The 20,516-nt window shown below is 64.0% G+C and carries 19 protein-coding genes; 9 read left to right on the forward strand and 10 right to left on the reverse strand.

The features are described from left to right. Positions 1-49: 49 nt before the first annotated feature. Positions 50-1,627 carry a trimethylamine methyltransferase family protein gene (locus tag EB230_RS18150; RefSeq protein WP_056573452.1) on the reverse strand — a complete coding sequence of 526 codons (1,578 nt, stop codon included), beginning with the start codon at positions 1,625-1,627 and terminating at the stop codon, positions 50-52. 257 nt (positions 1,628-1,884) lie between these two features. Here EB230_RS18150 and EB230_RS18155 point away from each other — a divergent pair, with 257 nt between their 5' ends. The 6 genes from EB230_RS18155 to EB230_RS18180 all read left to right on the forward strand — a co-directional run bounded on the left by EB230_RS18155 (position 1,885) and on the right by EB230_RS18180 (position 9,242). Further along, entirely contained in the window at positions 1,885-3,066 is a 1,182-nt protein-coding gene (locus EB230_RS18155) for an MFS transporter (RefSeq protein ID WP_056572539.1), read from the forward strand. Beyond that, entirely contained in the window at positions 3,063-4,238 is a 1,176-nt protein-coding gene (locus EB230_RS18160; RefSeq protein ID WP_171883301.1) for an MFS transporter, read from the forward strand. Before EB230_RS18155 ends, EB230_RS18160 begins: the two co-directional genes overlap by 4 nt. A 73-nt stretch (positions 4,239-4,311) precedes the next feature. Continuing rightward, positions 4,312-6,369 (forward strand): prolyl oligopeptidase family protein, encoded by a 2,058-nt coding sequence (locus EB230_RS18165; protein WP_056573446.1) that lies wholly within the window; start codon positions 4,312-4,314, stop codon positions 6,367-6,369. Between the two features lie 258 nt (positions 6,370-6,627). Beyond that, positions 6,628-8,007, forward strand: a complete 1,380-nt coding sequence (locus EB230_RS18170; RefSeq protein WP_056572536.1) for an aspartate aminotransferase family protein — start codon at positions 6,628-6,630, stop codon at positions 8,005-8,007. A 140-nt stretch (positions 8,008-8,147) separates the two neighbouring features. After that, complete coding sequence (locus EB230_RS18175; protein WP_056572534.1) at positions 8,148-8,513, forward strand: hypothetical protein; 366 nt, start codon at positions 8,148-8,150, stop codon at positions 8,511-8,513. Between the two features lie 84 nt (positions 8,514-8,597). Next, a complete protein-coding gene (locus EB230_RS18180; RefSeq protein ID WP_056573443.1) occupies positions 8,598-9,242 on the forward strand; it encodes a cytochrome c oxidase assembly factor Coa1 family protein in 645 nt (214 codons plus the stop codon). A 280-nt stretch (positions 9,243-9,522) separates the two neighbouring features. Here the strand turns inward: EB230_RS18180 and mmsB are convergent, their stop codons facing one another. Together mmsB and EB230_RS18190 are read right to left on the reverse strand one after the other, a co-directional pair. Beyond that, positions 9,523-10,407 (reverse strand): 3-hydroxyisobutyrate dehydrogenase, encoded by an 885-nt coding sequence (mmsB, locus tag EB230_RS18185; protein WP_056572533.1) that lies wholly within the window; start codon positions 10,405-10,407, stop codon positions 9,523-9,525. A gap of 26 nt (positions 10,408-10,433) precedes the next feature. Then, on the reverse strand, positions 10,434-11,600 hold the full coding sequence (locus tag EB230_RS18190) for an isobutyryl-CoA dehydrogenase (protein WP_056572531.1): 1,167 nt from the start codon (positions 11,598-11,600) through the stop codon (positions 10,434-10,436). A gap of 138 nt (positions 11,601-11,738) precedes the next feature. Here EB230_RS18190 and EB230_RS18195 point away from each other — a divergent pair, with 138 nt between their 5' ends. Both EB230_RS18195 and EB230_RS18200 read left to right on the forward strand, forming a co-directional pair. Then, positions 11,739-12,353, forward strand: a complete 615-nt coding sequence (locus tag EB230_RS18195; RefSeq protein ID WP_056572528.1) for a dimethylsulfonioproprionate lyase family protein — start codon at positions 11,739-11,741, stop codon at positions 12,351-12,353. Beyond that, positions 12,353-13,828, forward strand: a complete 1,476-nt coding sequence (locus tag EB230_RS18200) for a cobyric acid synthase (RefSeq protein WP_056572526.1) — start codon at positions 12,353-12,355, stop codon at positions 13,826-13,828. Before EB230_RS18195 ends, EB230_RS18200 begins: the two co-directional genes overlap by 1 nt. Positions 13,829-13,980: 152 nt before the next feature. Here EB230_RS18200 and EB230_RS18205 read toward each other — a convergent pair whose 3' ends face one another. The 4 genes from EB230_RS18205 to EB230_RS18220 all read right to left on the reverse strand — a co-directional run bounded on the left by EB230_RS18205 (position 13,981) and on the right by EB230_RS18220 (position 16,467). After that, on the reverse strand, positions 13,981-14,400 hold the full coding sequence (locus EB230_RS18205; protein WP_056573440.1) for a VOC family protein: 420 nt from the start codon (positions 14,398-14,400) through the stop codon (positions 13,981-13,983). Positions 14,401-14,527: 127 nt separating this feature from the next. Then, the gene (locus EB230_RS18210) at positions 14,528-15,358 is read right to left on the reverse strand and encodes an AraC family transcriptional regulator (RefSeq protein ID WP_172373497.1); all 831 of its coding nucleotides are present in this window, start codon (positions 15,356-15,358) and stop codon (positions 14,528-14,530) included. A gap of 100 nt (positions 15,359-15,458) precedes the next feature. After that, on the reverse strand, positions 15,459-15,629 hold the full coding sequence (locus EB230_RS18215) for a hypothetical protein (protein ID WP_081295103.1): 171 nt from the start codon (positions 15,627-15,629) through the stop codon (positions 15,459-15,461). Between the two features lie 52 nt (positions 15,630-15,681). Next, positions 15,682-16,467: a TSUP family transporter gene (locus tag EB230_RS18220; RefSeq protein WP_056572522.1), complete on the reverse strand. Its 786-nt coding sequence runs from the start codon at positions 16,465-16,467 to the stop codon at positions 15,682-15,684. Between the two features lie 121 nt (positions 16,468-16,588). Here EB230_RS18220 and EB230_RS18225 point away from each other — a divergent pair, with 121 nt between their 5' ends. Beyond that, positions 16,589-17,020: a TerB family tellurite resistance protein gene (locus EB230_RS18225; RefSeq protein ID WP_056572520.1), complete on the forward strand. Its 432-nt coding sequence runs from the start codon at positions 16,589-16,591 to the stop codon at positions 17,018-17,020. A 15-nt stretch (positions 17,021-17,035) separates the two neighbouring features. Here the strand turns inward: EB230_RS18225 and EB230_RS18230 are convergent, their stop codons facing one another. Genes EB230_RS18230 through EB230_RS18240 form a run of 3 tightly spaced genes read right to left on the reverse strand, consistent with a single transcriptional unit; the run spans position 17,036 to position 20,468 of the window. After that, positions 17,036-18,658: a dipeptide ABC transporter ATP-binding protein gene (locus EB230_RS18230; protein WP_056572518.1), complete on the reverse strand. Its 1,623-nt coding sequence runs from the start codon at positions 18,656-18,658 to the stop codon at positions 17,036-17,038. Further along, positions 18,655-19,524 carry an ABC transporter permease gene (locus EB230_RS18235; RefSeq protein WP_056572516.1) on the reverse strand — a complete coding sequence of 290 codons (870 nt, stop codon included), beginning with the start codon at positions 19,522-19,524 and terminating at the stop codon, positions 18,655-18,657. The genes EB230_RS18230 and EB230_RS18235 overlap by 4 nt, the downstream gene beginning before the upstream one ends. Next, positions 19,521-20,468, reverse strand: a complete 948-nt coding sequence (locus tag EB230_RS18240; RefSeq protein ID WP_056572515.1) for an ABC transporter permease — start codon at positions 20,466-20,468, stop codon at positions 19,521-19,523. Before EB230_RS18240 ends, EB230_RS18235 begins: the two co-directional genes overlap by 4 nt. Positions 20,469-20,516: the final 48 nt, after the last annotated feature.

Below are 20,516 nucleotides of genomic sequence, written 5' to 3' on the forward strand. Positions count from 1 at the left end.
AAATTGAATCAGAGGTTTGGGGCTGGCGTGACGACGCACGCCAGCATGATCAAAAATCTGTCGGCGCGCCGCCTTCGGCCGTGCGCTTCTGGACGAAGTCGTTGAGTTCCTCGCGGATGGCCGGATCCATGTAGGGCTCGTCATAGGACGCCAGCCGCTCTTTCCAGACCTTGTTGGCTTTTTCCAGCGCCGTCGGCGAGCCGGCTTCCGCCCATGTCTCGAAGTTGCGCCAGTCGGAAAGGATAGGCGAATAGAAGGCGGTCTTGTAGCGGTCCTGCGTGTGCTGGGTGCCGAAGAAATGGCCGCCCGGGCCAACCGACTGGATGGCGTCGAAGCCTAGCGCTTCCTCGGACAGATCGAGCGGGGTCAGGAATTCCGCCACCATCTGCAAGAGGTCGATGTCGAGAATGGTCTTTTCGTAGGAGCAGCGCAGGCCGCCCTCGAGCCAGCCGGCCGCGTGCATCATCAGGTTGCCGCCGCCCTGGATGGCGCCCCACAGCGAGAACACGCTTTCATAGGCCGCCTGCGCGTCGACCGTGTTGGCGGCGCAGGTGTTGGAGGTGCGATAGGGAATGTTGTAGCGGCGGGCAAGCTGGCCGCCGACAAGCTGCGCCTTCATGTATTCGGGCGTGCCGAAGGCCGGCGAGCCGGACTTCATGTCGACATTGGAAGTGAAGCCGCCATAGCCGACAGGCGCACCCTTCTTCACCATCTGGGCAAAGGCAATGCCCGACAGCGCCTCGGCATTCTGCTGCACCAGCGCACCGGCGATGGTCACCGGCGCCATCGCACCCGACAGGGTGAAGGGCGTGACGATGACGACCTGGCCCTTGCTCGACATCTGGATGATGCCTTCCATCATCGGCACGTCGAGCTTGAGCGGCGAATTGGTGTTGATGATGGTGAAGACGGACGGCTCCTCGAGCAGCTGCTCGTGGCTGATGCCGCGCGCGATGCGGGTGATTTCAATGCCGTCGACATTGCGTTCCTTGCCGAGCGAATAGATGTGGAACACCTTGTCGGTCAGCATTGCAAGGTCGCGAACGCATTCGAGGTGGCGGACGGACGGATGGATATCGGTCGGCTCGACCGGATAGCCGCCGGTGCAGTTCAGGATGTTGTGCATCTGCGCAAGGCGCAGGAAATTGCGATAGTCCGCCTGGTTGCCCGGCCGGCGGCCACGGTCGATGTCGGAACAATTGGGTGCCGACGCCATCATCGAGATGATCAGATTATCGCCGCCGAAGCGGACATTGTGCGCGGGATTGCGGGCATGGATGGTGAATTCGGACGGACAATGCGAGACGAGTTCGAGGATCATGTCGCTGTCGAAGCGGACGCGTTCCGAACCTTCGCGCACGTCGGCGCCATGCGCCTTCATGATACGCCGGGCCTCGTCGTGCAGGACGTCGACGCCGATTTCCTTGAGCACACGCAAGGAGGCGAGGTGGATCGACTCCAGCTCGTCATCCGAAACCAGCTTCGTGGGCCGCAGCGGGATCTTCAACTGCCGAAACGGCGGCTGCTCGAACGCGGCCGAGCCTCCGGCGCGCTTTCCGGCGCGGCCGCCACGGCGGGCACGGTCGGGTGCCAAGGCCGGTTCTGCAGGGTTTAGGGCGGCGGTCATGATGGTCCTCGTAGGATGCGAATAGCGGGCGGCATAATGGACCGGCGGCCGGCCGGCCATTGCGGAGGCGGCGACCACTAGGGCGAGGGAAGCGACATGCCGGAATGGCAGTTGCGCGGCGGCGCGATTCGCCGGATCGCCGTCGAGTTGGCGCAAGCGGATTTCCCTTGCCGGCACTTTCTTTCCCCTGATCGAACCAGTAGCTAGTGACGCTTGCCGGCCGGGAGGTCTGCCGGCACCTCACATGGAATGACGGAATGGTCGCAACCAGCTCGAGCGAAGGCGAAGCGGGGACGCAGTGGGCGGCGCTCGCCGGCGTGACCGCGGCGCTTGCCATGTTCGGCGCCGCGCAAGGGCTGAGTTCGCCCCTGTTCACGCTCCTGATGCAGAAGCAAGGCATGTCGCCCGGGCTGATCGGCCTGTCGGCGGCGATGATGCCGCTCGGCCTGATCCTGTCGGCGTCGTTCGTGCCGGCGGCGGTACGGCTGGTCGGTGCGCGAAACCTGGCGGTCGGCTGCTCACTGGTTGGAGCGCTGTGCTTCCTGGGCATCGGCTACCTGCAAAACTGGGTGGCCTGGTACGTCATCCGCTTCATCATCGGCGTCGTCATCAACCCGCTCTATATCCTCGGCGAGGTCTGGGCACTGTCGCTGGCTCCGCCCTCACGGCGCGGTCGTGTAATGGGTGTATTCAACACGCTGATGGGCGCCGGCTATGCGGCCGGCCCGTTCACCTTGACCCTGGTCGGCACTTCGGGCTGGGGGCCCTTCAGCGTCGGTGTCGGCGGTTTCGTGCTTTGCGCGATCATCCTGCGCCTTGTCTCCTCGAAGCTCACCGGTTTCGAGGATGACGGCCAGCCCGCCGGCAGCTTTATCGGTTTTGCACGGCTGGCACCGGCGCTGCTGCTGGCCGTGCTGGTCTCGGCCGCCGTCCAGCAAAGCACCTATGCGCTGGTCCCGGTCTTCGGCGCCGGCTATGGCTTGCCGGAAGCCGTGCTCGCCGCGCTGGTGATGGCGCTTTCCCTGGGCAACATCCTGCTGCAGATCCCGCTTGGCCTGCTCGCTGAGCGGTTCGGCGGCCGCCCGATGATCTTGGCTTGCGCGATGGCTACGACCGCCTGCGCGATTCTGCTGCCGCTGCTGATCTTGACTCCCCTGATCTGGGGCGTGCTGCTGGTGATGGGCGCGGTCGGCTACGGCGTCTATACGATGGCATTGGTCGAGCTCGGCAGCCGGTTCAAGGGCACGCTGCTTGTCACTGGCAACGCCGCCTTCGCCTTGCTGTGGGGCGTTGGCGGTATCGTCGGCCCGCCCGGCGCCGGGCTGCTGATGCAGGGCATCGGTCCGCTGGGCCTGCCCGTGGTGATCATCGGCCTCGACGCCTTGCTGGTGATCTTCGCGCTCTATCGCGCATCGGTTCGCCGGAGCGGCCAGGCATGATGGCGGCCGGTTCGGACAACAGCCAGGTCGGGATGCAATGGGCGGCGATCACCGGCGTGATCGCGACCGTCTCGGTGTTCGCGATCGCGCAAGGGCTGTCCTATCCGCTGTTGAGCTTCATCCTGCAGCGACAGGGCGTCTCGCCGGCAATGATCGGCTTGTCGGCGGCGATGACGCCGATCGGCTTCATCGTCTCGTCGCCGCTCATCCCCGGACTGGCGCGGCGGTTCGGGGCAGGGCGGACGGCGCTTACCTGTGCGGCGCTTTCGGCCGTCGTGCTGGCGCTGATTGGCTGGACGCAGAATGTCTATCTGTGGTTTCCGCTGCGCTTCCTGATCGGCGCGGTGACCAATCCGCTCTATGTGCTGAGCGAAATCTGGGTGATCGCACTGGCGCCACCGGCGCGGCGAGGGCGCATCATGGGCGTCTATTCGACGATCATCTCGGCCGGATTCGCGGCTGGCCCGCTTTGCCTGCTTGCCGTCGGCACCGAAGGCTGGCCACCCTTCATCGTCGGTATTTCCGCCTTCGTTCTATGCGGCATCTGTCTGGCTTCGGTGCTGCCGCGCCTGCCCAAGGTGGACGAGGCCGGTCATCAGGTCTCGGTCCTGGGCTTCGTACCGATGGCGTGGCTGCTTCTGTTCGCGGTCATCGTCGCCGCGGGTTTCGAACAGGGGGCGCTGGCCCTGCTGCCGGTCTACGGCACCCATTACGGCATCGCGGAGGTGCGCATGTCGGCGCTGCTGTCGATGATGATCGCCGGCAACATCGCCATGCAGGTGCCGCTTGGCCTGTTGGCGGAGCGGATTTCCGCGCGTCTGGTGCGGCTTGCCTGCGTTTGCTTGACCGTGCTCGGATGCGTGCTGCTGCCGCTTCTCATCGAAACGCCGCTGATCTGGCCGATGATCTTTGTCTGGGGCGCGGTTTCGTATGGCATCTACACGATGTCGATCATTGAGCTTGGCGAGCGCTTCACCGGCTCGACACTGGTCGCCGGCAACGCCGCCTTCTCGCTGATGTGGGGCGTCGGTGGCATCGCCGTGCCGCCGCTGGCGGGAGGCGCGATGGATTTGCTGGGCGCCGGTGGCCTGCCGATCACGCTGGGCCTGATGTGCCTGGTGCTGGCGGTTGCGAGTGTCGCCGGTCGCGGTAAGGCCCGAATCCTCTGCTGAGATGCCGCAGCTATTGAATATCGGACAAGGCATGTCGATGTTGCATGCCGAAGCATTGCCTATCGGAGATTCCATGACCAAGCCCATCGCCAAGCCAGAAGCCGCCGATCCATTCCTCTGGCTGGAAGACAGGACCAGCAAACAGTCGCTGGACTGGGTGCATCGCCAGAACGAGATCACGGTTGGCGAATTGCAAGGCGATCCGTCCTACCAGGCGTCATTCCAGACCGCACTCGACCTGATGACGGCCGAGGACAACATCGCGGTCGGCGCGGCTATCGCCGGCCATGTCTATAATTTCTGGCAGGACAAGGCCAATGCGCTCGGGCTGTGGCGCCGCACGACGGTCGCTTCCTACAAGACCGAGAAGCCGGTGTGGGAAACAATCATCGACTTCGACCAGCTTGCGGCGAAGGAGGGGATAAAATGGGTGTTCAGCGGCGCCAGCCGGCTCTATCCGGATTTCAGCCGCTGCCTGCTGTCGATGTCGCCGGATGGCGGTGATGCCAGCGAAATGCGCGAATTCGACATCGAAACCAAATCGTTTATCGAGGGTGGGTTCCGGGCTCCTGCCTCGAAGTCGAGTTTCGGCTGGCTGGACAAGGACACGGTCATCGTCTCGGCGGCCCTCGAAGACGCTGACAAGACCGAGTCCGGCTACCCGCGCGTGATCAAGCTCTGGAAGCGTGGCACCAAGCTGGAAGAGGCGACGCCGATATTCGAGGCGCAGAAAGACGATCTCGCCGCCGGAGCCGGCGTCGAGTTCGACGGCGACAAGCGTCACGTGTTTCTGGCGCGGGCTATCAATTTCTTCGCGTCGCACAGCTTCCTGCATCTCCCGTCTGGTGAAAACAGGCGCATTCCGCTGCCCGACGACGCCACCGATACATCGCTTTTCAAGGATCAACTGGTGTTCGGCGTGCGCACGCCATGGACGGCGCCTGACGGCACGGTGTGCCAGCCGGACGGGCTCTATTCGTTCGACTTCGCCCACTGGATCGAAACCGGCGGTTTGGGGGCCATCGAGACCCTGTTGGCGCCGGCCTATCGCGTGTCGATCGCCGGTATTGCCCGCACGCAGGACCGGCTGTTCATCAGCCTGATGGACAATGTGCGTGGCAAGGTCCTCGTCTGCGAACGTAAGCAGGGCACCTGGTCCATGAAACCGGTGGCTTTGCCTGAAAACGGCACTGTCGGCATCAGCCATGCCGAGCATTTCGGGTCGAGCGTGTCCTTCTCCTTCACGGATTTCCTGACGCCGAGCTCGATCATCTGGTCGGATGACGATGGCGAGACGCTCGCCACGGTGAAGTCGCAGCCGGCGCGGTTCGATGCCGCGCCGCTGATCTCGGAGCAGTTCGAAGCGCGCTCGAAGGACGGCACGATGATCCCGTATTTCGTCGTCAGGCGGCGCGACCAGAAGGGTCCGGTGCCGACGCTGCTCTATGGCTATGGCGGCTTCGAAGTGCCGCTCTTGCCCGGTTATGCCGGCGTGCGCGGCAGGCTGTGGCTGGAGAAGGGCAACGCCTATGTGCAGGCCTGCATCCGCGGCGGCGGCGAGTTCGGGCCGGCCTGGCACCAGGCGGCGCTGAAAGGCAATCGCCAGAACGGTTTTGACGATTTCGCCGCGGTCGCCGAGGACGTCGTGAAGCGCGGCATCGCGACAGCAAGCTCGCTCGGCATCCAGGGCGGCTCGAATGGCGGCCTGCTGACCGGTGTTTCGCTGACGCAGCATCCCGAGCTTTTCGGCGCCGCCATCATCGAGGTGCCGCTCCTCGACATGCTGCGTTACACCGAGCTGCCGCCCGGCGCTTCATGGATGGCCGAATATGGCGATCCGTCGAAGCCGGAAGACGTCAAGTGGCTGTCCGCCTATTCGCCCTACCAGCACGTCAAGGCCAATCCCGCCTATCCGCCCGTGCTGTTGACGACCTCGACCGCCGATGACCGCGTTCATCCCGGCCATGCGCGCAAGATGGCGGCTCGCCTGCAGGAGGCCGGCCACGCCAGGACGCTGTTTTTCGAGGAAACCGAAGGCGGACATGGCGGGCGTGGCGACCGCCGGCCGCAGGCGGCCCAGACGGCGATGAAATATGTCTTCCTGCAGCGGGCGCTGACCGCCAAGGCCTAGAATCATTCGTTCATGGGCCAAGCAAAGGGTGGTTCACCTCGACCAGCCTTTGCTCTAAGGTGCCGGAATGGCTCTCGTCAGGACCTTGGTTGGCGCATTTGAGGCTCGCGCATCGCGGGTCGCGGTGACACCGTCACCGCGCACGCTGCGCGCCGAGCTTTTGCGGCTGTGCGCCCGCATCGGTTATTCACCGCCCGTAGCCCTCTGATGCATTCGCCCCGGCGCCAGCCGGACAGAATCCAGAGGAAAGATCCAGACATGACCTATCAGAATTATTCGCTGAAGCAGCTTCAGCAGATCGACGCCGCGCATCATCTTCATCCCTTCACCGACCACAAGGAACTGCGCGAAGCCGGCTCGCGCATCATCACCCACGCCAACGGCCCGTTCATCTACGATTCCGAAGGGGCCGAAATCCTCGACGGCATGGCTGGGCTGTGGTGCGTCAACATCGGCTATGGCCGTGACGAACTGGCCGAGGCCGCTTACGCCCAGATGAAGGAACTGCCCTACTACAATTCCTTTTTCAAATGCTCGACGCCGACGCCGGTGCTGTTGTCCAAGAAGCTGGCCGAGATCGCGCCGAAACACGTCAACCAGGTGTTTTATGGTTCCTCCGGTTCGGAGGCCAACGACACGGCGCTGCGCCTCGTGCGCCACTACTGGGTGCTGGAAGGCAAGCCGGAAAAGAACCGCATCATCTCGCGCAAGATGGCCTATCATGGCTCGACCATCGCCGGCACCTCGCTCGGCGGCATGGATGCCATGCACAAGCAGCTCGGCGGCGCCGTGCCCAACATCGTCCATGTGATGATGCCCTATGCCTATGAACTGGCACTGCCCGGCGAGAGCGACCATGATTTCGGCCTGCGCGCGGCAAAGTCGGTCGAGGACGCCATCCTCGAGGCCGGCGCCGACAAGGTCGCGGCCTTTATCGGCGAGCCGGTGATGGGGGCGGGCGGTGTCAAGATTCCGCCTGCGAGCTACTGGCCGGAAGTGCAGCGCATCTGCCGCAAATATGATGTTCTGCTGATGCTGGACGAGGTTATCACGGGCTATGGCCGCACTGGTGAATGGTTCGCCGCGCAGACGCTTGGCATCGAACCGGACACCATCACCACGGCCAAGGCGCTGACGTCAGGCTACCAGCCGTTGTCGGCCTTGCTGGTCGGCGACCGCATTGCGTCGACGCTGGTCGAGAAGGGCGGCGAGTTCAATCACGGCTACACCTATTCCGGCCATCCGGTGGCTTGCGCCGTGGCGCTGAAGAACCTGGAAATCATCGAACAGGAAGGCCTCGTCGACCGCGTCAGGAACGACACCGGGCCTTATTTCGCCAAGGCCCTGCAGGAGCGCATTGCCGGACATGATCTCGTCGGCGAGGTGCGTTCGATCGGCCTGATGGGCGCGATCGAGATCGTCAAGGACAAGGCGACCAGGGAACGGTTCCTGCCGTCGGGAAGTGCCGCGGTGACGGTGCGCGACCACGCGATCGCCAACGGCATGATGCTGCGCGCCACCGGTGACACGATGATCCTGTCGCCGCCGCTGATCTGGACCCGCGACACGATCGACATGGCCTGCGAGCGCATCGGCAAGGCGCTGGATCTGGCGCAAGCGGATCTGCGCAAGCGTTGAGAGCGAACCTCGACCCGGGCGTTTCCTGGAGGAACGCCCGGCCTCGAGAAACATGCTGCCGTGATGGGGAACAAACTTCATCCCCCGCGCGTAGTGTGTGAGGCAGCGGCCAGCCTGGCTGCGACAAGGGGTTCATTTCCATGAGAAAAACCGGCAAGAGTCGACGCGCGCAAGAAGCAGCCAACATCGGCGCCGACCTGATGCTGGCGCCGCTGGTGGCGATGATGCGCATGCCGTTGATGGCGATGGACGCGGGCAGCAGCCAGCCTTGGGGCACCGAAACCGCCCGTGCGGTGAACGAGAAGACCGCCGCAATCGCCGAGGGCGTGTTCGCGGCGCAAATGTCTGTCCTGCAGTCCGCATCGCGGTTCTGGCCGGAACTCCTTTCCGGTCGCACGCCGTCGCTGTTCAACGGCGTCGCGACGGAACGGTCGATCAATGCCGGGCTGAAGCCGGCCAGCCGTGCGGTGAAGGCGAATTTTCGCCGGCTTTCGTCAAAGGCTTGAAATAGGCCCTGCGGAACTTTGATTTTGCGCATTGTCGGGATCATGCGCTAGAACCGATCGGTATACGCACCGATGGGGGATTTCATGGCCGGACAACCGCTCAACCAGCCCGCTGAAATTCCGCCCGAACTCGATCGCTGGAATTGGGGCGCCTTCTTCCTCAACTGGATCTGGGGTATAGGCAACAGCACTTTCATCGCGCTGCTGGCGCTGATCCCGGTCGTCAACCTCATCGTGATCATCGTGCTCGGCGCGCGAGGCAGCCGCTGGGCGTGGCAGAACCGGGCCTGGCGCGACGCGGAACAGTTCCGCAAGACGCAGCGCAACTGGGCGATCGCCGGCCTTGCCGTCTGGGTGGTCAGTATCGGGGGCTGTGCGACGATGGTCGGCAGCATCCCCTTCATGCTCAAGGGCAATGACGCCTACCACATGACCATGGATGCCATTCGCGCCGACACCCGTGTGAAGGCTGCCATTGGCGACGACGTGATCGACAATTTCTGGGTCGGCGGCCATCTCAACGTCAACGCGAATGGGACGGGCGACGCCCAGTTCAGTATTCCCGTCCACGGCGCCAAGGGCAAAGGCACCGTGTTTTCCCATCTGGTTCGCAATGCCGGCACTTGGAGCATGCGCCTGCTCGTGGTCAGGGTTGATGGAGTGGATGCGCCGATCGTGCTGATCAACGAAGACCACGTGCCAATCCCGAACGCGGCGATCGGAATATAGATGTCGGCCTGGATTGAGCGGTGCACAAATGCAAAAACCGCGCTCCATCGGAACGCGGCTTTGCCAGATACGCATGGCGCTTCGCTACTCGAACACTTGGCGAAACTTACGGGCTCCGGTACGCGAGACCTGATCCGGAGCGCCGGGCGGATGCGATATGTCCGCCTCACGATCAGTTTTATACCGACATCGTTACCGCGGAGTTATCGAGAGCTTAAGCAAATCTAAATTTGCGGTTTTTCTGCAGGAGGAGTCCGGAAAAGTCTGTCAAATCCGTTGGTTACGCTAGGTTACCCCTGAGAAAATTAATTATGCCGGAGAAATCGGCGCCGCCATGGCCCTGGGCGCTGAACAGGGCGTAGAGTTGCGCCGCCTCGGCGCCAAGCGGGGTCACCGCCCCAGCGCCGAGTGCGGCCTCCTGGGACAATTTCAGGTCTTTCAGCATAAGGGCCGCGGCAAAGCCCGGTTTGTAATCCCTGTTGGCGGGTGAGGTCGGCACAGGGCCGGGAACCGGACAATAGGTGGTCAGCGACCAGCATTGGCCTGAGGATGTCGAGGCGACGTCGAACAGCGCCTGATGCGACAGCCCGAGTTTTTCCGCCAGCACGAAGGCTTCGGCGACGCCGATCATCGAAATGCCGAGGATCATGTTGTTGCAGATCTTCGCCGCCTGGCCGGCACCGTCGCCGCCGCAATGGACAATGCGGCCGGCCATTGGCTTCAGGATCGGCTCGGCGGCGGCGAAGGCATCGTTGGAGCCGCCCGCCATGAATGTCAGCGTGCCGGCCGTGGCACCTCCGGTGCCGCCCGAGACGGGCGCATCGATCGAGGGCAGGCCGTGTTTCGCAGCGAGCGCATGCGCCTTGCGCGCCGATTCGACATCAATGGTCGAGGAATCGATGAACAGTGCGCCCTTCTTCGCCTTGGGCGCGATGTCCTCATAGACCGAGAGCACATGCTTGCCGGCCGGGAGCATGGTGATCACCACATCGGCGTCTTTCACCGCCGCCGGCGCGTTGGCCATGACGACGATGCCATGCTCGCGCGCGATCGTCAGATTCTCGGGCACGAGGTCGAAGCCGTGCACTTGATGCCCCGCCTTGACCAGATTCGCGGCCATTGGATTGCCCATGTTACCGAGGCCGATGAAGGCGATCGTCGTCATTGTCTCACTCCCGGAGTTTGCTGGCTTCAGCGGCCGATCAGCGCCCGCGCGATGATGACGCGCATGATCTCGTTGGTGCCCTCGAGGATCTGGTGAACGCGCAGGTCGCGCACCAGTTTCTCGATGCCGTAGTCGTGCAGATAGCCGTAGCCGCCGAGCAGCTGCAGCGCATTGTTGGCGACATTGAAGCCGGTGTCGGTGACGAAGCGCTTGGCCATGGCGGACCATTTGCCGGCATCGGGCGCCTTGCGGTCGAGCTTGGAGGCGGCGGCATAGAGGAAGATGCGCGACGCCTGCAACTCGGTCTCCATGTCGGCCAGCCTGAACTGCAGCGCCTGAAATTGATTGATCTTCGAGCCGAAGGCCTTGCGCTCGGCGGTATAGGACAGCGCCTTGTCGAGCGCCGACTGGGCGCCGCCCAGCGAACAGGCGGCGATGTTCAGCCGGCCGCCATCGAGGCCGGCCATGGCAATGCCGAAGCCGGCGCCCTCATCCGACAAGAGGTTTTCCGCCGGCACCTTGCAGTCCTCGAAGATGACCTGGCGGGTCGACTGCATGTGCCAGCCCATCTTGTGCTCATTCGCGCCGAAGGAGAGCCCGGGCGCATCTTTCGGCACGATGATCGTGGAAATGCCTTTCGGCCCATCGGCGCCGGTGCGCACCATGACTGCATAGACATCGCTGTCGCCCGCACCGGAGATGAACTGCTTGGCGCCGTTGAGGATATAGTCGCCGCCGCTCTTGACCGCGCGCGTCTTCAACGCCGCTGCATCCGAGCCGGAGCCTGGCTCGGTCAGGCAGTAGCTTGCCAGCCATTCCATTGAGGTCAGCTTCGGCAGGAAGCGCTGGCGCTGCTCGTCATTACCGAACCTGTCGATCATCGAGGCCACCATGTTGTGGATCGAGATGAAGGACGAAAAGCCTGGGTCGGCGTGCGACAGAGCCTCGAAGATCAGCACGGCGTCGAGGCGGCCGAGAGCCGAACCGCCGACATCGTCCCTGACATAGATGCCACCGAGGCCGAGCGGCCCGGTCTCGCGGATCACGTCGGCGGGGAAGTATTTCCTGCGGTCCCAGTCGAGCGCATTCGGCGCGACGCGGTCGGCGGCGAAGGCCTGCGCCATCTCCTGGATGGCACGCTGTTCCTCGTTGAGTTCGAACTGGCTGGTGCTCGCATCGACCGCGGCGTCCATGGCGTGCTCCCTGATGGTTTCGGCTTGCTGGCCTGTCGTTTTTGGCTTTGCGCGCGCACTAATCTAGACCAATGATGCCGCCGCGCAACCCGACCCGCTGCGGAGCGGCTGTGCACCAATGCATGTCCGGAGCAAGATGTGACGACAAAATTCGATGAGCTGCTGGGACGGTTCCACGCCTATCTCGCCTCAGTGGATGACGCGCTGGTGCGCGGCGCCGTCGCGCGCATTGGCTGGGATATGCCGGCGCGCGCGCTGGCGCCGCATGCGCTCGGTTGCCTGCGCCATCTCGATCGAGCGGCTGACCTGGCGCCGATGGCTGCGCAACCGCTGATCCAATGGCTGGCGCAGCGGCGCTACGAATCGCATTGGGGGCAGACCTATACCGAGGCCGATTTCGGCAAGACCTTCATCGACAATTACGGCTGGCTGGAATTGTTCGGCACGCGCGGCCATTTCGCCAATGATGAGGTGGCGGCCGGCCTGCTGATCCTTGGACCCGAAATCGTCTACCCAGACCACCACCACGTCGCCGAGGAGATCTATATCCCGCTGACCGGCGGCACGGCATGGCGCATGGGCGAGGGCGGTTTTCGCAAGCGCGAGGCGGGCGAGGTCGTCCACCACGCCTCGAATGTCAACCACGCCATGCGAACCGGCAGCGAGCCGCTTCTGGCGCTCTATATCTGGCGCGGTGGACCGCTGGCGCAGAAATCCACGATCACCGGAACCGCGGCGCAGGGTCGGAACTGATGGCCAAGGCGATCATGCTGCAAGGGACGGGTTCGGATGTCGGCAAGACGGTGCTGGTCGCCGGCCTGTGCCGCGCCGCGAAAAAGCGCGGGCTGAAGGTGCGGCCGTTCAAGCCGCAGAACATGTCGAACAACGCCGCCGTCGCCGACATTCCCGGCGACAACAGCAAAAGCGGCGGCGAGATCGGCCGCGCGCAATGGCTGCAGGCAATCGCTTGCGGCGTCGCGCCGTCGGTCCACATGAACCCGGTGCTGCTCAAGCCGCAGACCGATATCGGCGCGCAAGTCATCGTGCAGGGAAAAGTGTTCGGCGAGGCGCGGGCCCGCGACTACCAGGCGCTGAAGGGCCGGCTGATGGATGCGGTGCTGGACTCCTGGGCCAAGGTCGGCGAGGGCGCTGATCTCGTCATCGTCGAGGGCGCCGGCTCGCCGGCGGAAATCAATCTAAGAAGCCGCGACATCGCCAATATGGGTTTTGCCACGCGTGCCGATGTGCCGGTGGTGCTGGTCGGCGACATCGATCGCGGCGGCGTCATCGCCTCGGTAGCCGGCACGCATCTGATCCTGCCGGAAGAGGACCGGCGCATGATCGTCGGTTACCTCATCAACAAGTTCCGTGGCGATGTCTCGCTGTTCGATGACGGCATCAACGCAATCGACAGTTTTACGGGGTGGCGCTGCTTTGGCGTCGTGCCGTGGCTGAAGGCGGCGGCGCGGCTGCCTTCAGAGGATTCGGTGGTGCTGGAGCGGCTGGCATCCGGCGAGACGCGTGCGTTGAAAGTGGCTGTGCCGATGCTTGGCCGCATCGCCAATTTCGACGATCTCGATCCGCTCAAAGCCGAACCGCAGGTCGAAGTGGTGTTCGTACCCCCGGGCAAGCCGTTGCCGGGGGACGCCGGACTGGTGGTCATTCCCGGCTCCAAGTCGACGATCGGCGATCTCCTAAAATTCCGCGAGAACGGTTGGGACAGAGACCTTGCCGCGCACCGCAAGCGTGGCGGCCATATTGTCGGCATCTGCGGCGGCTTCCAGATGCTTGGGCGTGTGGTGCGCGATCCCGACGGGATCGAAGGCAGCGTCACCGAGGCCGAGGCGCTTGGCCTGCTCGATATCGAAACGGTGATGGAGCCGGAGAAAACCGTGCGCAATGTCAGTGCGCGCTCGGTCCAGTTCGACCTGCCACTCGAAGGCTACGAAATCCATCTCGGCCGTACCACCGGCCCGGATACGCTGCGGCCGTCGGCGGTCATCAATGGCGTCGAGGATGGCGCGATCTCGGCCGATGGCAAGGTGATCGGCACCTATATGCATGGCCTGTTCGGCGCCGATGCCTTTCGCGGGAAATTCCTGGAAAGCCTCGGCATCAGGGGCGGTGGCATCGACTACCGAGCCGAAGTCGAGCGGGCGCTGGACGAGGTCGCTGCCGAATTGGAAACCCATCTCGACTGTGACGCGATTTTCGGGCTGGCTCGGTAGGGGCCTGTTGGCGAACCACCTTGCCAATTAGCGTAAACGCCCCCGCGTCGTCATCCTCGGGCGGAGCGAGGAGCGTAGCGACGCAGTGCAGACCCGAGGATGACGAAGGTGGGGGCGCTCCCGGCCAATCTCGAACTCGCAGCGCGATCAGCTCAGCCCTTATCCCCCGCCTTCGGCCAGTAGGTGCCGAACGACCAGACGCTGCCTTCCGGATCGCGGCAGATGAATTCGCGGCTGCCATAGTCGCGGTCCGTCAACTCCTGGATGATCGTTGCGCCGGCCTTCTTCGCCTTGGCATACGCGGCGTCGGCATCGTCGACGGCGATATAGATCGATTTGCCGCCGCCGGTGCCGGGTTCGCCGACCATCTTGCCGTAGTCGTCGTCGCGCGCGCTGCCCAGCATGATCATCGAGGCGCCGAAGACCAGTTCGGCATGGTGTACGACATCGCCTTCGCCATAGCGGGCGCGGACGCTGAAGCCGAAGGCTTCGCAGAGCCAGTCGATCATTTTCGCCGCGTTCTTGTAGCGCAGGGCAGGGTACAGGCGCGGGGCTTCGTTGCTGGTGGCCATATCGATCTCCTTCAACGGGGTTGGTCGATGAATCTTGTTCGTGCATGTCGTCGCCCAAGACCGCTGCGCACTTTTGGGCGACATGCATCAATCTGGGTGAAGGCCGTTCCCGCGTCTTGAAGAAATGTTACCTGACCGGAAGTGCCGTCGGCGTGTCGCCGGCAAGGTCGCGGAATTCGCGCACCAGATGCGCCTGGTCGGCATAGCCGCAATCGGCGGCGATGTCGGCCCAATCGGCGGCCTGCCGCCGCGACAGGCCGAGCGCCCGGTTGAAACGAACGATACGCGACAATGTCTTTGGGCCGATGCCGATCGCATTGGAAAAGCCGCCGGCGAGATGCTTTCGGCTCCAGCCCAGTTTTTCGGCAATGGAGGAAATGCGGGCCCGACCGCCTGATGCGATGATGCGGTCATAGGCCCAGGCGATTTCGAGCGGCGTTTCGGCGGCGCCGGCAAGACGGGCGGTGACGAAGGCTTCGGCGAGGTCGAAACGTGACGCCCAGTCTGGCGCGTTGCCGAGCCGTTCGCGCAGCGCCCGGCCCTCGGCGCCCAGCACGTCGTCGAGGACGACCATGCTGTCGGTCAGTTCGCTCATCGGCAGGCCGAAGAAACGCCGCGCGCCAAGCGGCGTGAAGTTGACTTGCACGCAGCAGGCGGCACCGAAGGATTCGATCATCACCGGTCCGGCGAAGAGGCCGGCGGCGAAACTGGCGATGCGGTCATTGTCGCCGGGCGCCTTGCCGAGGCCGATGGCGAAGGGTTCGGCGAAGCTGATCACCAGCGGCACGGTGAGCGAAGCGTATTCGACATTACGGAAATGGCCGGGTGCCGTTTCGCGGTAGCCGCAGATTTCGGTGACGATCCCATCAAGCACTGGATCGGGAAGGCGCCGGCGCATCTCGAAGCGCCCTGCGATGGAGCGGTCCTGTTCCTTGCGGAGCTGCATCTCGATCGGCATCGGCCATCCTTCTGCTCGGGAATCTAGCAGACCGAAGGTCAGAATCAAAAGCGCCCGGCTTTTGGCCGGGCGCTCTCCGTCCCCACTTCAAGGGGACTTGTCAGGCGCCGCGCATCAGGCAGCCGGCGGCGAGCACGATGTAGGCAATCAGAATGATCCACACCGATGCGAGCGGGATAAAGGCGAGAACGCCAAGGGCGGCGAGAATGCCGATGATGGCAATGACGAGAGAAATGATGAAAACAATCTGGGTAGGCGCGCTGAGATTCATGTCCGGGCTCCTCCAACATGATTCGAACAACGGCATGGTAACAGGCGCGTGATCACACACCAATCATGACGCGCAGCGGGTTGGCCGGGTCGGCCAGCAGTTTCACCGCCAGCGCCAGGCAGACGACCACCAGCAGCGGCTTGATCAATCTGGCGCCGATGCGCATGGCGAGGCTCGCACCGACGCGGGCGCCGAGGAACTGGGCAACGCCCATCATCAGCCCGATCTTCCAGGAGATGACGCCGACAGCAGCGAAGACGATGAAGCCGCCGATATTGGAGGCGAAGTTGAGCAGCTTGGTATGCGCCGTCGCCTTGAGCACGCCGTAGCCGGCAAGAGCGACGAAGGCCAGCATGTAGAAGGAACCGGCGCCGGGGCCGAACAGGCCGTCATAGAAGCCGATTGCCGGCACCAGGGTCAGTCCGAACAGGAACGGCGACAGGCGCTCGGCCCGGTCGACATCGTTCATATTGGGCTTGAGCGCGAAATAGAGTGCGATGGCGATCAGCACCAGCGGCAACAGGGCGCGCAACAGGTCGCCCGGAACAATGGTGGCCAGCAAGGCGCCAACGACACCCCCAGCGACCGCCAGCAGGGCCGACGGCAATTGTCGGCGCAGGTCGACATGACCCTTTGAGGCATAGTGGATCGTCGCCGATCCGGAGCCGAACATGCCTTGCAACTTGTTGGTCCCAAGCGCTTCGACCGGCGAGAGCCCGGCAAGCAGCAGTGCGGGGATGGTGATCAGTCCGCCGCCACCGGCAATCGAGTCCACAAAGCCCGCCGCAAAGGCGGCCAAGGCGAGCATGGCGACAGTCTGGGTGGTGAGGTCGATCATCTGATGTGTGGAGATGTCTGGTAGACTGGAGATAGCGGGGCGTTCGACCACGACGGCCCCGTTTGCGCAAGGCCGATTCCGCGCTAACTCTATTGAAGAGGAATCGGAAAAGGACCGCCCCATGGCATTCGCGTTGCTGGACCAGATACGCTCAATCTTCGACGGCGACCCCGGTGTGCGCAAGGTCGCGGACGATCCGGTGCTGTCGGCCGAACTTCTGATGCTTTTCCGCATGATCCTGGCCGACGGAACGGTCAGCGAGAGCGAGATGGTTGCCTTCCGCCGCATCTGCAAGGATGCCTTCGGCATCCAGGAAACCAGCATCGACGCCGTCATCGAATATCTCAACGAGTTCGGCTACGAGACCAACGGCTCGCAAGCGATGGCGCTGTTTCGCGATCTCGACGTCGAACGGCGCAAGCAATTGGCCCGGCACATGGCGGAAATCGCCAAGGCGGATTCGCAACTGGCCGAGAGCGAGGTGCGCCTCTTGCGCCGCACGCTCGACCTGCTCGACATCAGCCCGGTCGATGTGGTGAAGCCGGAAGAATAGGGGCTGTCATCCCGCTCACCCTTGCTCCTGCATCTTCCGAGCGATCGCTCGGTGTAAATCGGGGGCCGCGGTAACCAATGCCCTGGCGGCCTCGGACTGCGGATGGTCCAGCACCTCGTGCGTCTTGCCGCGCTCGACGATCTTGCCTTCATGCATCACCAGCACCTCGTCGGTGATGGCACGGGCGACGGTCAGGTCATGGGTGATGAAGAGATAGGCGATGCCGAGCTTCTGGTTGAGCTCGGCGAAGAGATCGAGGATCTGGGCGCGGATCGAGACGTCGAGCGCCGAGACCGGCTCGTCGGCGACGACCAGCTTGGGGCGGGTGATGATGGCGCGGGCAATCGACAGGCGCTGGCGCTGGCCGCCGGAGAACTCGTGCGGGTACTTCTCCATGTCGCGTTGGTCGAGGCCGACCTCGTGCAGTGCATGCGCCACCATCTCGCGGCGCTCGGCGCGTGTCGGTTTTTTCTCCAGCACATGCAAGGGTTCCGAGACCAGTTTCTCGACCTTCTGGCGCGGGTCGAAGGAGCCGTAAGGATCCTGGAAGACAACCTGCATGTCACGCCGGGCCGGCTTCAAATCGGCCTCGCTCTTGCCGGTGATCGTTTCGCCGCGAAACCGGATCGTGCCTGAACTCGGCCGGTCCAGTGCCAGGATCATGCGCGCGAGCGTCGACTTGCCGCAACCGGAGCGGCCTACCAGCGCCACCGACTGGCCTGGCGTCATCGACAGCGAGACATCGTCCACGGCGCGGATGTCAGGCGCGCGGCGGAACAGCGAGGCGCGGCGGCCGCGATAGTCGCGGGTTACACCTTCCACCTGAAGCAAGGGCTTGCCCTGGCTGGCGTCATGTCGTCTGGCGCGTGCCGGCACATGCATCGAGGCTTGCGCCAGCTGGCGCGTGTAGGGGTGGAGTTGTTCGGACAGCGTGCGCGCGGTGTCTCCGGCCTCCATCACCTCGCCGCGGCGCAGGATGGTGATGCGGTCGGCCATCTCGGTCACCACGGCGAGGTCGTGCGAGATCAGCAGCAGGCCCATACGGCTCTCCGCGACGAGGTCACGCAGAAGGTCCAGGATTTGCGCCTGCAGCACGACGTCGAGCGCCGTCGTCGGCTCGTCGGCGATCAGCAGCTTCGGTTTCAAGGCGCAGGCGATGGCGATGACGACACGCTGGCGCTGGCCGCCGGACAGTTCGTGCGGATAGCGCGACATCGGGAATTCTGCCGAGGGCAGACCGACCCGGTCGAGCATTTTGCGCGCCCGCTCTTCGGCTTGCGCGCGCGTCGCCCTGGTGTGCCAGCGTATGCCCTCGGCTACCTGTTCGCCGATGGTCTTGACCGGGTTCAGCGCCGTCATCGGCTCCTGGAAAACCATGCCGATGTCGTCGCCGCGCAGCGCGCACATCTGGTCCTCGCTTGCCGCGAGGATATCGATGCCGTCGAACGATACGCGCCCGGTGGCGCGCGCTGCATGGGGAAGAAGACGCATCATCGTCAGCGCGGTCATCGATTTGCCGGAGCCGGATTCGCCAACCAGCCCCATGACCTCGCCGGGCGCGACGGAAAGCTCGATGTCCTTCAGGATCTGGGTGTCGCCGATGGACAACGACAGGTTCTCGATCTCCAGCAGGCTCATCGCTGCCGCCGTGATTTCGGGTCGAGAATATCGGCGATGCCGTCGCCCAGAAGATTGAGCCCAAGCACGGTGATGACGATCGCCATGCCGGGGAAGATCGCCATCCAGGGCGCCACCACCATGCGGGTCTGGGCGTCGAACAGCATGCGGCCCCAACTCGGCATTGGCGGCTGCGCGCCAAGGCCGAGATAGGAAAGCCCGGCCTCGGCCAGGATACCCAGCGCGAATTGGATGGTGCCCTGGACCAGCAGCAGCGTGGCGATGTTGGGCAGCACATGTTCGACGCTGATCTGCGTGCTGCTCTTGCCCGCGGCGCGCGCGGCGAGGATGAATTCGCGCGGCCAGATCGCCAGCGCGCCGGCGCGAGCGACACGGGCAAAGACCGGGATGTTGAAGATGCCGATGGCGATGATGGCGTTGACCGCGCCCGGCCCGAAGATGGCGGTGATCATGATCGCCGACAGCAGCGCCGGGAAGGCGAAGACCAGATCGTTGACGCGCATCAGCACCTCGTCGACCAAGCCGCCGCGTGCCGCGGCAAAGGCGCCGAGCGGCACGCCGATACCCATGCCGATGCCGACCGCGACCAGCGCCACGGCGATCGAATTGCGGGCGCCAACCATGACCATCGACAGGATATCGCGGCCGAAATGGTCGGTGCCGAACCAGTGGCCCAGCGAGGGGCCTTGCGTCTTGTCCGCAATGATCAGCTTCGTCACGTCGTATGGCGTCCAGACATAGGAGACTAAAGCCATCGCCAGGATCAATACGGTGACGACGAAGCCGGTGACGAAAGCCGTGTTTCGGAACGCCTTGGCCAGAATGGAGCTGAATGTCTCCTCGGGGATATCGAGGTGCAAGGTCATTGCAGGCCTCTCAAGCGCGGATCGACGACCGCGTAGGAAAGGTCGACAACGAGGTTGACGGCAATGACGGCGGCGACCAGCAGCATGACGACGCTTTCGACGACGATCAAATCGCGCTGCGTGATCGCCTGGAACACCAGCCGGCCGAGGCCGGGCAAATAGAAGACGTTCTCGATGATGATGGTGCCGGCAAGCAGGAAGGCGAATTGCAAGCCAAGGATGGTCAGAACCGGGATCATGGCGTTGCGCAGCGCATGCCGCCACAGTACGGCGCGATAGGGCAGGCCCTTGGCGCGGGCGGTGCGGATGTAGTCCTCGTTCAGCACTTCGATCAGGGCAGAACGGGTGACGCGCGCCAGGATCGCTGCTTGCGGCAGCGCAAGGGCGATCGCCGGCAGCAGTAGCGATTTCAGCGCAGGCCAGATACCGGCACCCCAGCCGGGAAACCCGCCGGCCGGCACCAGCCGCAGCCAGACGGCGAAGACATAAATCAGCATCAGCGCGAACCAGAAATTGGGCACTGCGACGCCAAGCTGTGCCGCGCCCATGGAAATCGTGTCACCGGCGCGGCCGCGCCGGCTGGCGGAAAACAGGCCGACCGGAATGGCGATGAGGGTGGAGAGCGCGAGCGCGATCAGCGCCAGCGGCAGGGAGACGGCCAAGCGTTCACGAACGAGGTCGATGACCGGCACCGAGTAGGTGTAGGAGCGGCCGAAATCGAGGCTGAGCAGGCCGCCGGCCCAGTGAAGGTAACGCCAAGCCAGCGGCGCGTTGAGACCCATCTGGTTACGCAGAAGCTCCACCTGGTCGGCGCTCGCATTCATGCCCAGCATCAGCCGCGCCGGATCGCCGGGAAGGATCTCCAGCACCGCGAACACCACGATGGAAGCCAGCGCCAGCGTGGCGAGGGAGATGGCGAGGCGCTTGAGCAGGTAGGCTGTCATGGGAGGTCGACGCTACTAGCGTCGTCATCCTGGGGTGGAGCAGGAGCG

It is taken from the genome of Mesorhizobium sp. NZP2234 (assembly GCF_013170765.1).
In the GTDB taxonomy this organism is placed as follows: Bacteria; Pseudomonadota; Alphaproteobacteria; order Rhizobiales; family Rhizobiaceae; genus Mesorhizobium; species Mesorhizobium loti_D.

Bases quoted from the DNA above. Each gene is read 5' to 3' on its own strand.
- EB230_RS18150 (WP_056573452.1), bottom strand. From the start codon at position 1,627: ATGACCGCCGCCCTAAACCCTGCAGAACCGGCCTTGGCACCCGACCGT.
- EB230_RS18155 (WP_056572539.1), top strand. From the start codon at position 1,885: ATGGTCGCAACCAGCTCGAGCGAAGGCGAAGCGGGGACGCAGTGGGCG.
- EB230_RS18160 (WP_171883301.1), top strand. From the start codon at position 3,063: ATGATGGCGGCCGGTTCGGACAACAGCCAGGTCGGGATGCAATGGGCG.
- EB230_RS18165 (WP_056573446.1), top strand. From the start codon at position 4,312: ATGACCAAGCCCATCGCCAAGCCAGAAGCCGCCGATCCATTCCTCTGG.
- EB230_RS18170 (WP_056572536.1), top strand. From the start codon at position 6,628: ATGACCTATCAGAATTATTCGCTGAAGCAGCTTCAGCAGATCGACGCC.
- EB230_RS18175 (WP_056572534.1), top strand. From the start codon at position 8,148: ATGAGAAAAACCGGCAAGAGTCGACGCGCGCAAGAAGCAGCCAACATC.
- EB230_RS18180 (WP_056573443.1), top strand. From the start codon at position 8,598: ATGGCCGGACAACCGCTCAACCAGCCCGCTGAAATTCCGCCCGAACTC.
- mmsB (WP_056572533.1), bottom strand. From the start codon at position 10,407: ATGACGACGATCGCCTTCATCGGCCTCGGTAACATGGGCAATCCAATG.
- EB230_RS18190 (WP_056572531.1), bottom strand. From the start codon at position 11,600: ATGGACGCCGCGGTCGATGCGAGCACCAGCCAGTTCGAACTCAACGAG.
- EB230_RS18200 (WP_056572526.1), top strand. From the start codon at position 12,353: ATGGCCAAGGCGATCATGCTGCAAGGGACGGGTTCGGATGTCGGCAAG.
- EB230_RS18205 (WP_056573440.1), bottom strand. From the start codon at position 14,400: ATGGCCACCAGCAACGAAGCCCCGCGCCTGTACCCTGCCCTGCGCTAC.
- EB230_RS18210 (WP_172373497.1), bottom strand. From the start codon at position 15,358: ATGCCGATCGAGATGCAGCTCCGCAAGGAACAGGACCGCTCCATCGCA.
- EB230_RS18215 (WP_081295103.1), bottom strand. From the start codon at position 15,629: ATGAATCTCAGCGCGCCTACCCAGATTGTTTTCATCATTTCTCTCGTC.
- EB230_RS18220 (WP_056572522.1), bottom strand. From the start codon at position 16,467: ATGATCGACCTCACCACCCAGACTGTCGCCATGCTCGCCTTGGCCGCC.
- EB230_RS18225 (WP_056572520.1), top strand. From the start codon at position 16,589: ATGGCATTCGCGTTGCTGGACCAGATACGCTCAATCTTCGACGGCGAC.
- EB230_RS18230 (WP_056572518.1), bottom strand. From the start codon at position 18,658: ATGAGCCTGCTGGAGATCGAGAACCTGTCGTTGTCCATCGGCGACACC.
- EB230_RS18235 (WP_056572516.1), bottom strand. From the start codon at position 19,524: ATGACCTTGCACCTCGATATCCCCGAGGAGACATTCAGCTCCATTCTG.
- EB230_RS18240 (WP_056572515.1), bottom strand. From the start codon at position 20,468: ATGACAGCCTACCTGCTCAAGCGCCTCGCCATCTCCCTCGCCACGCTG.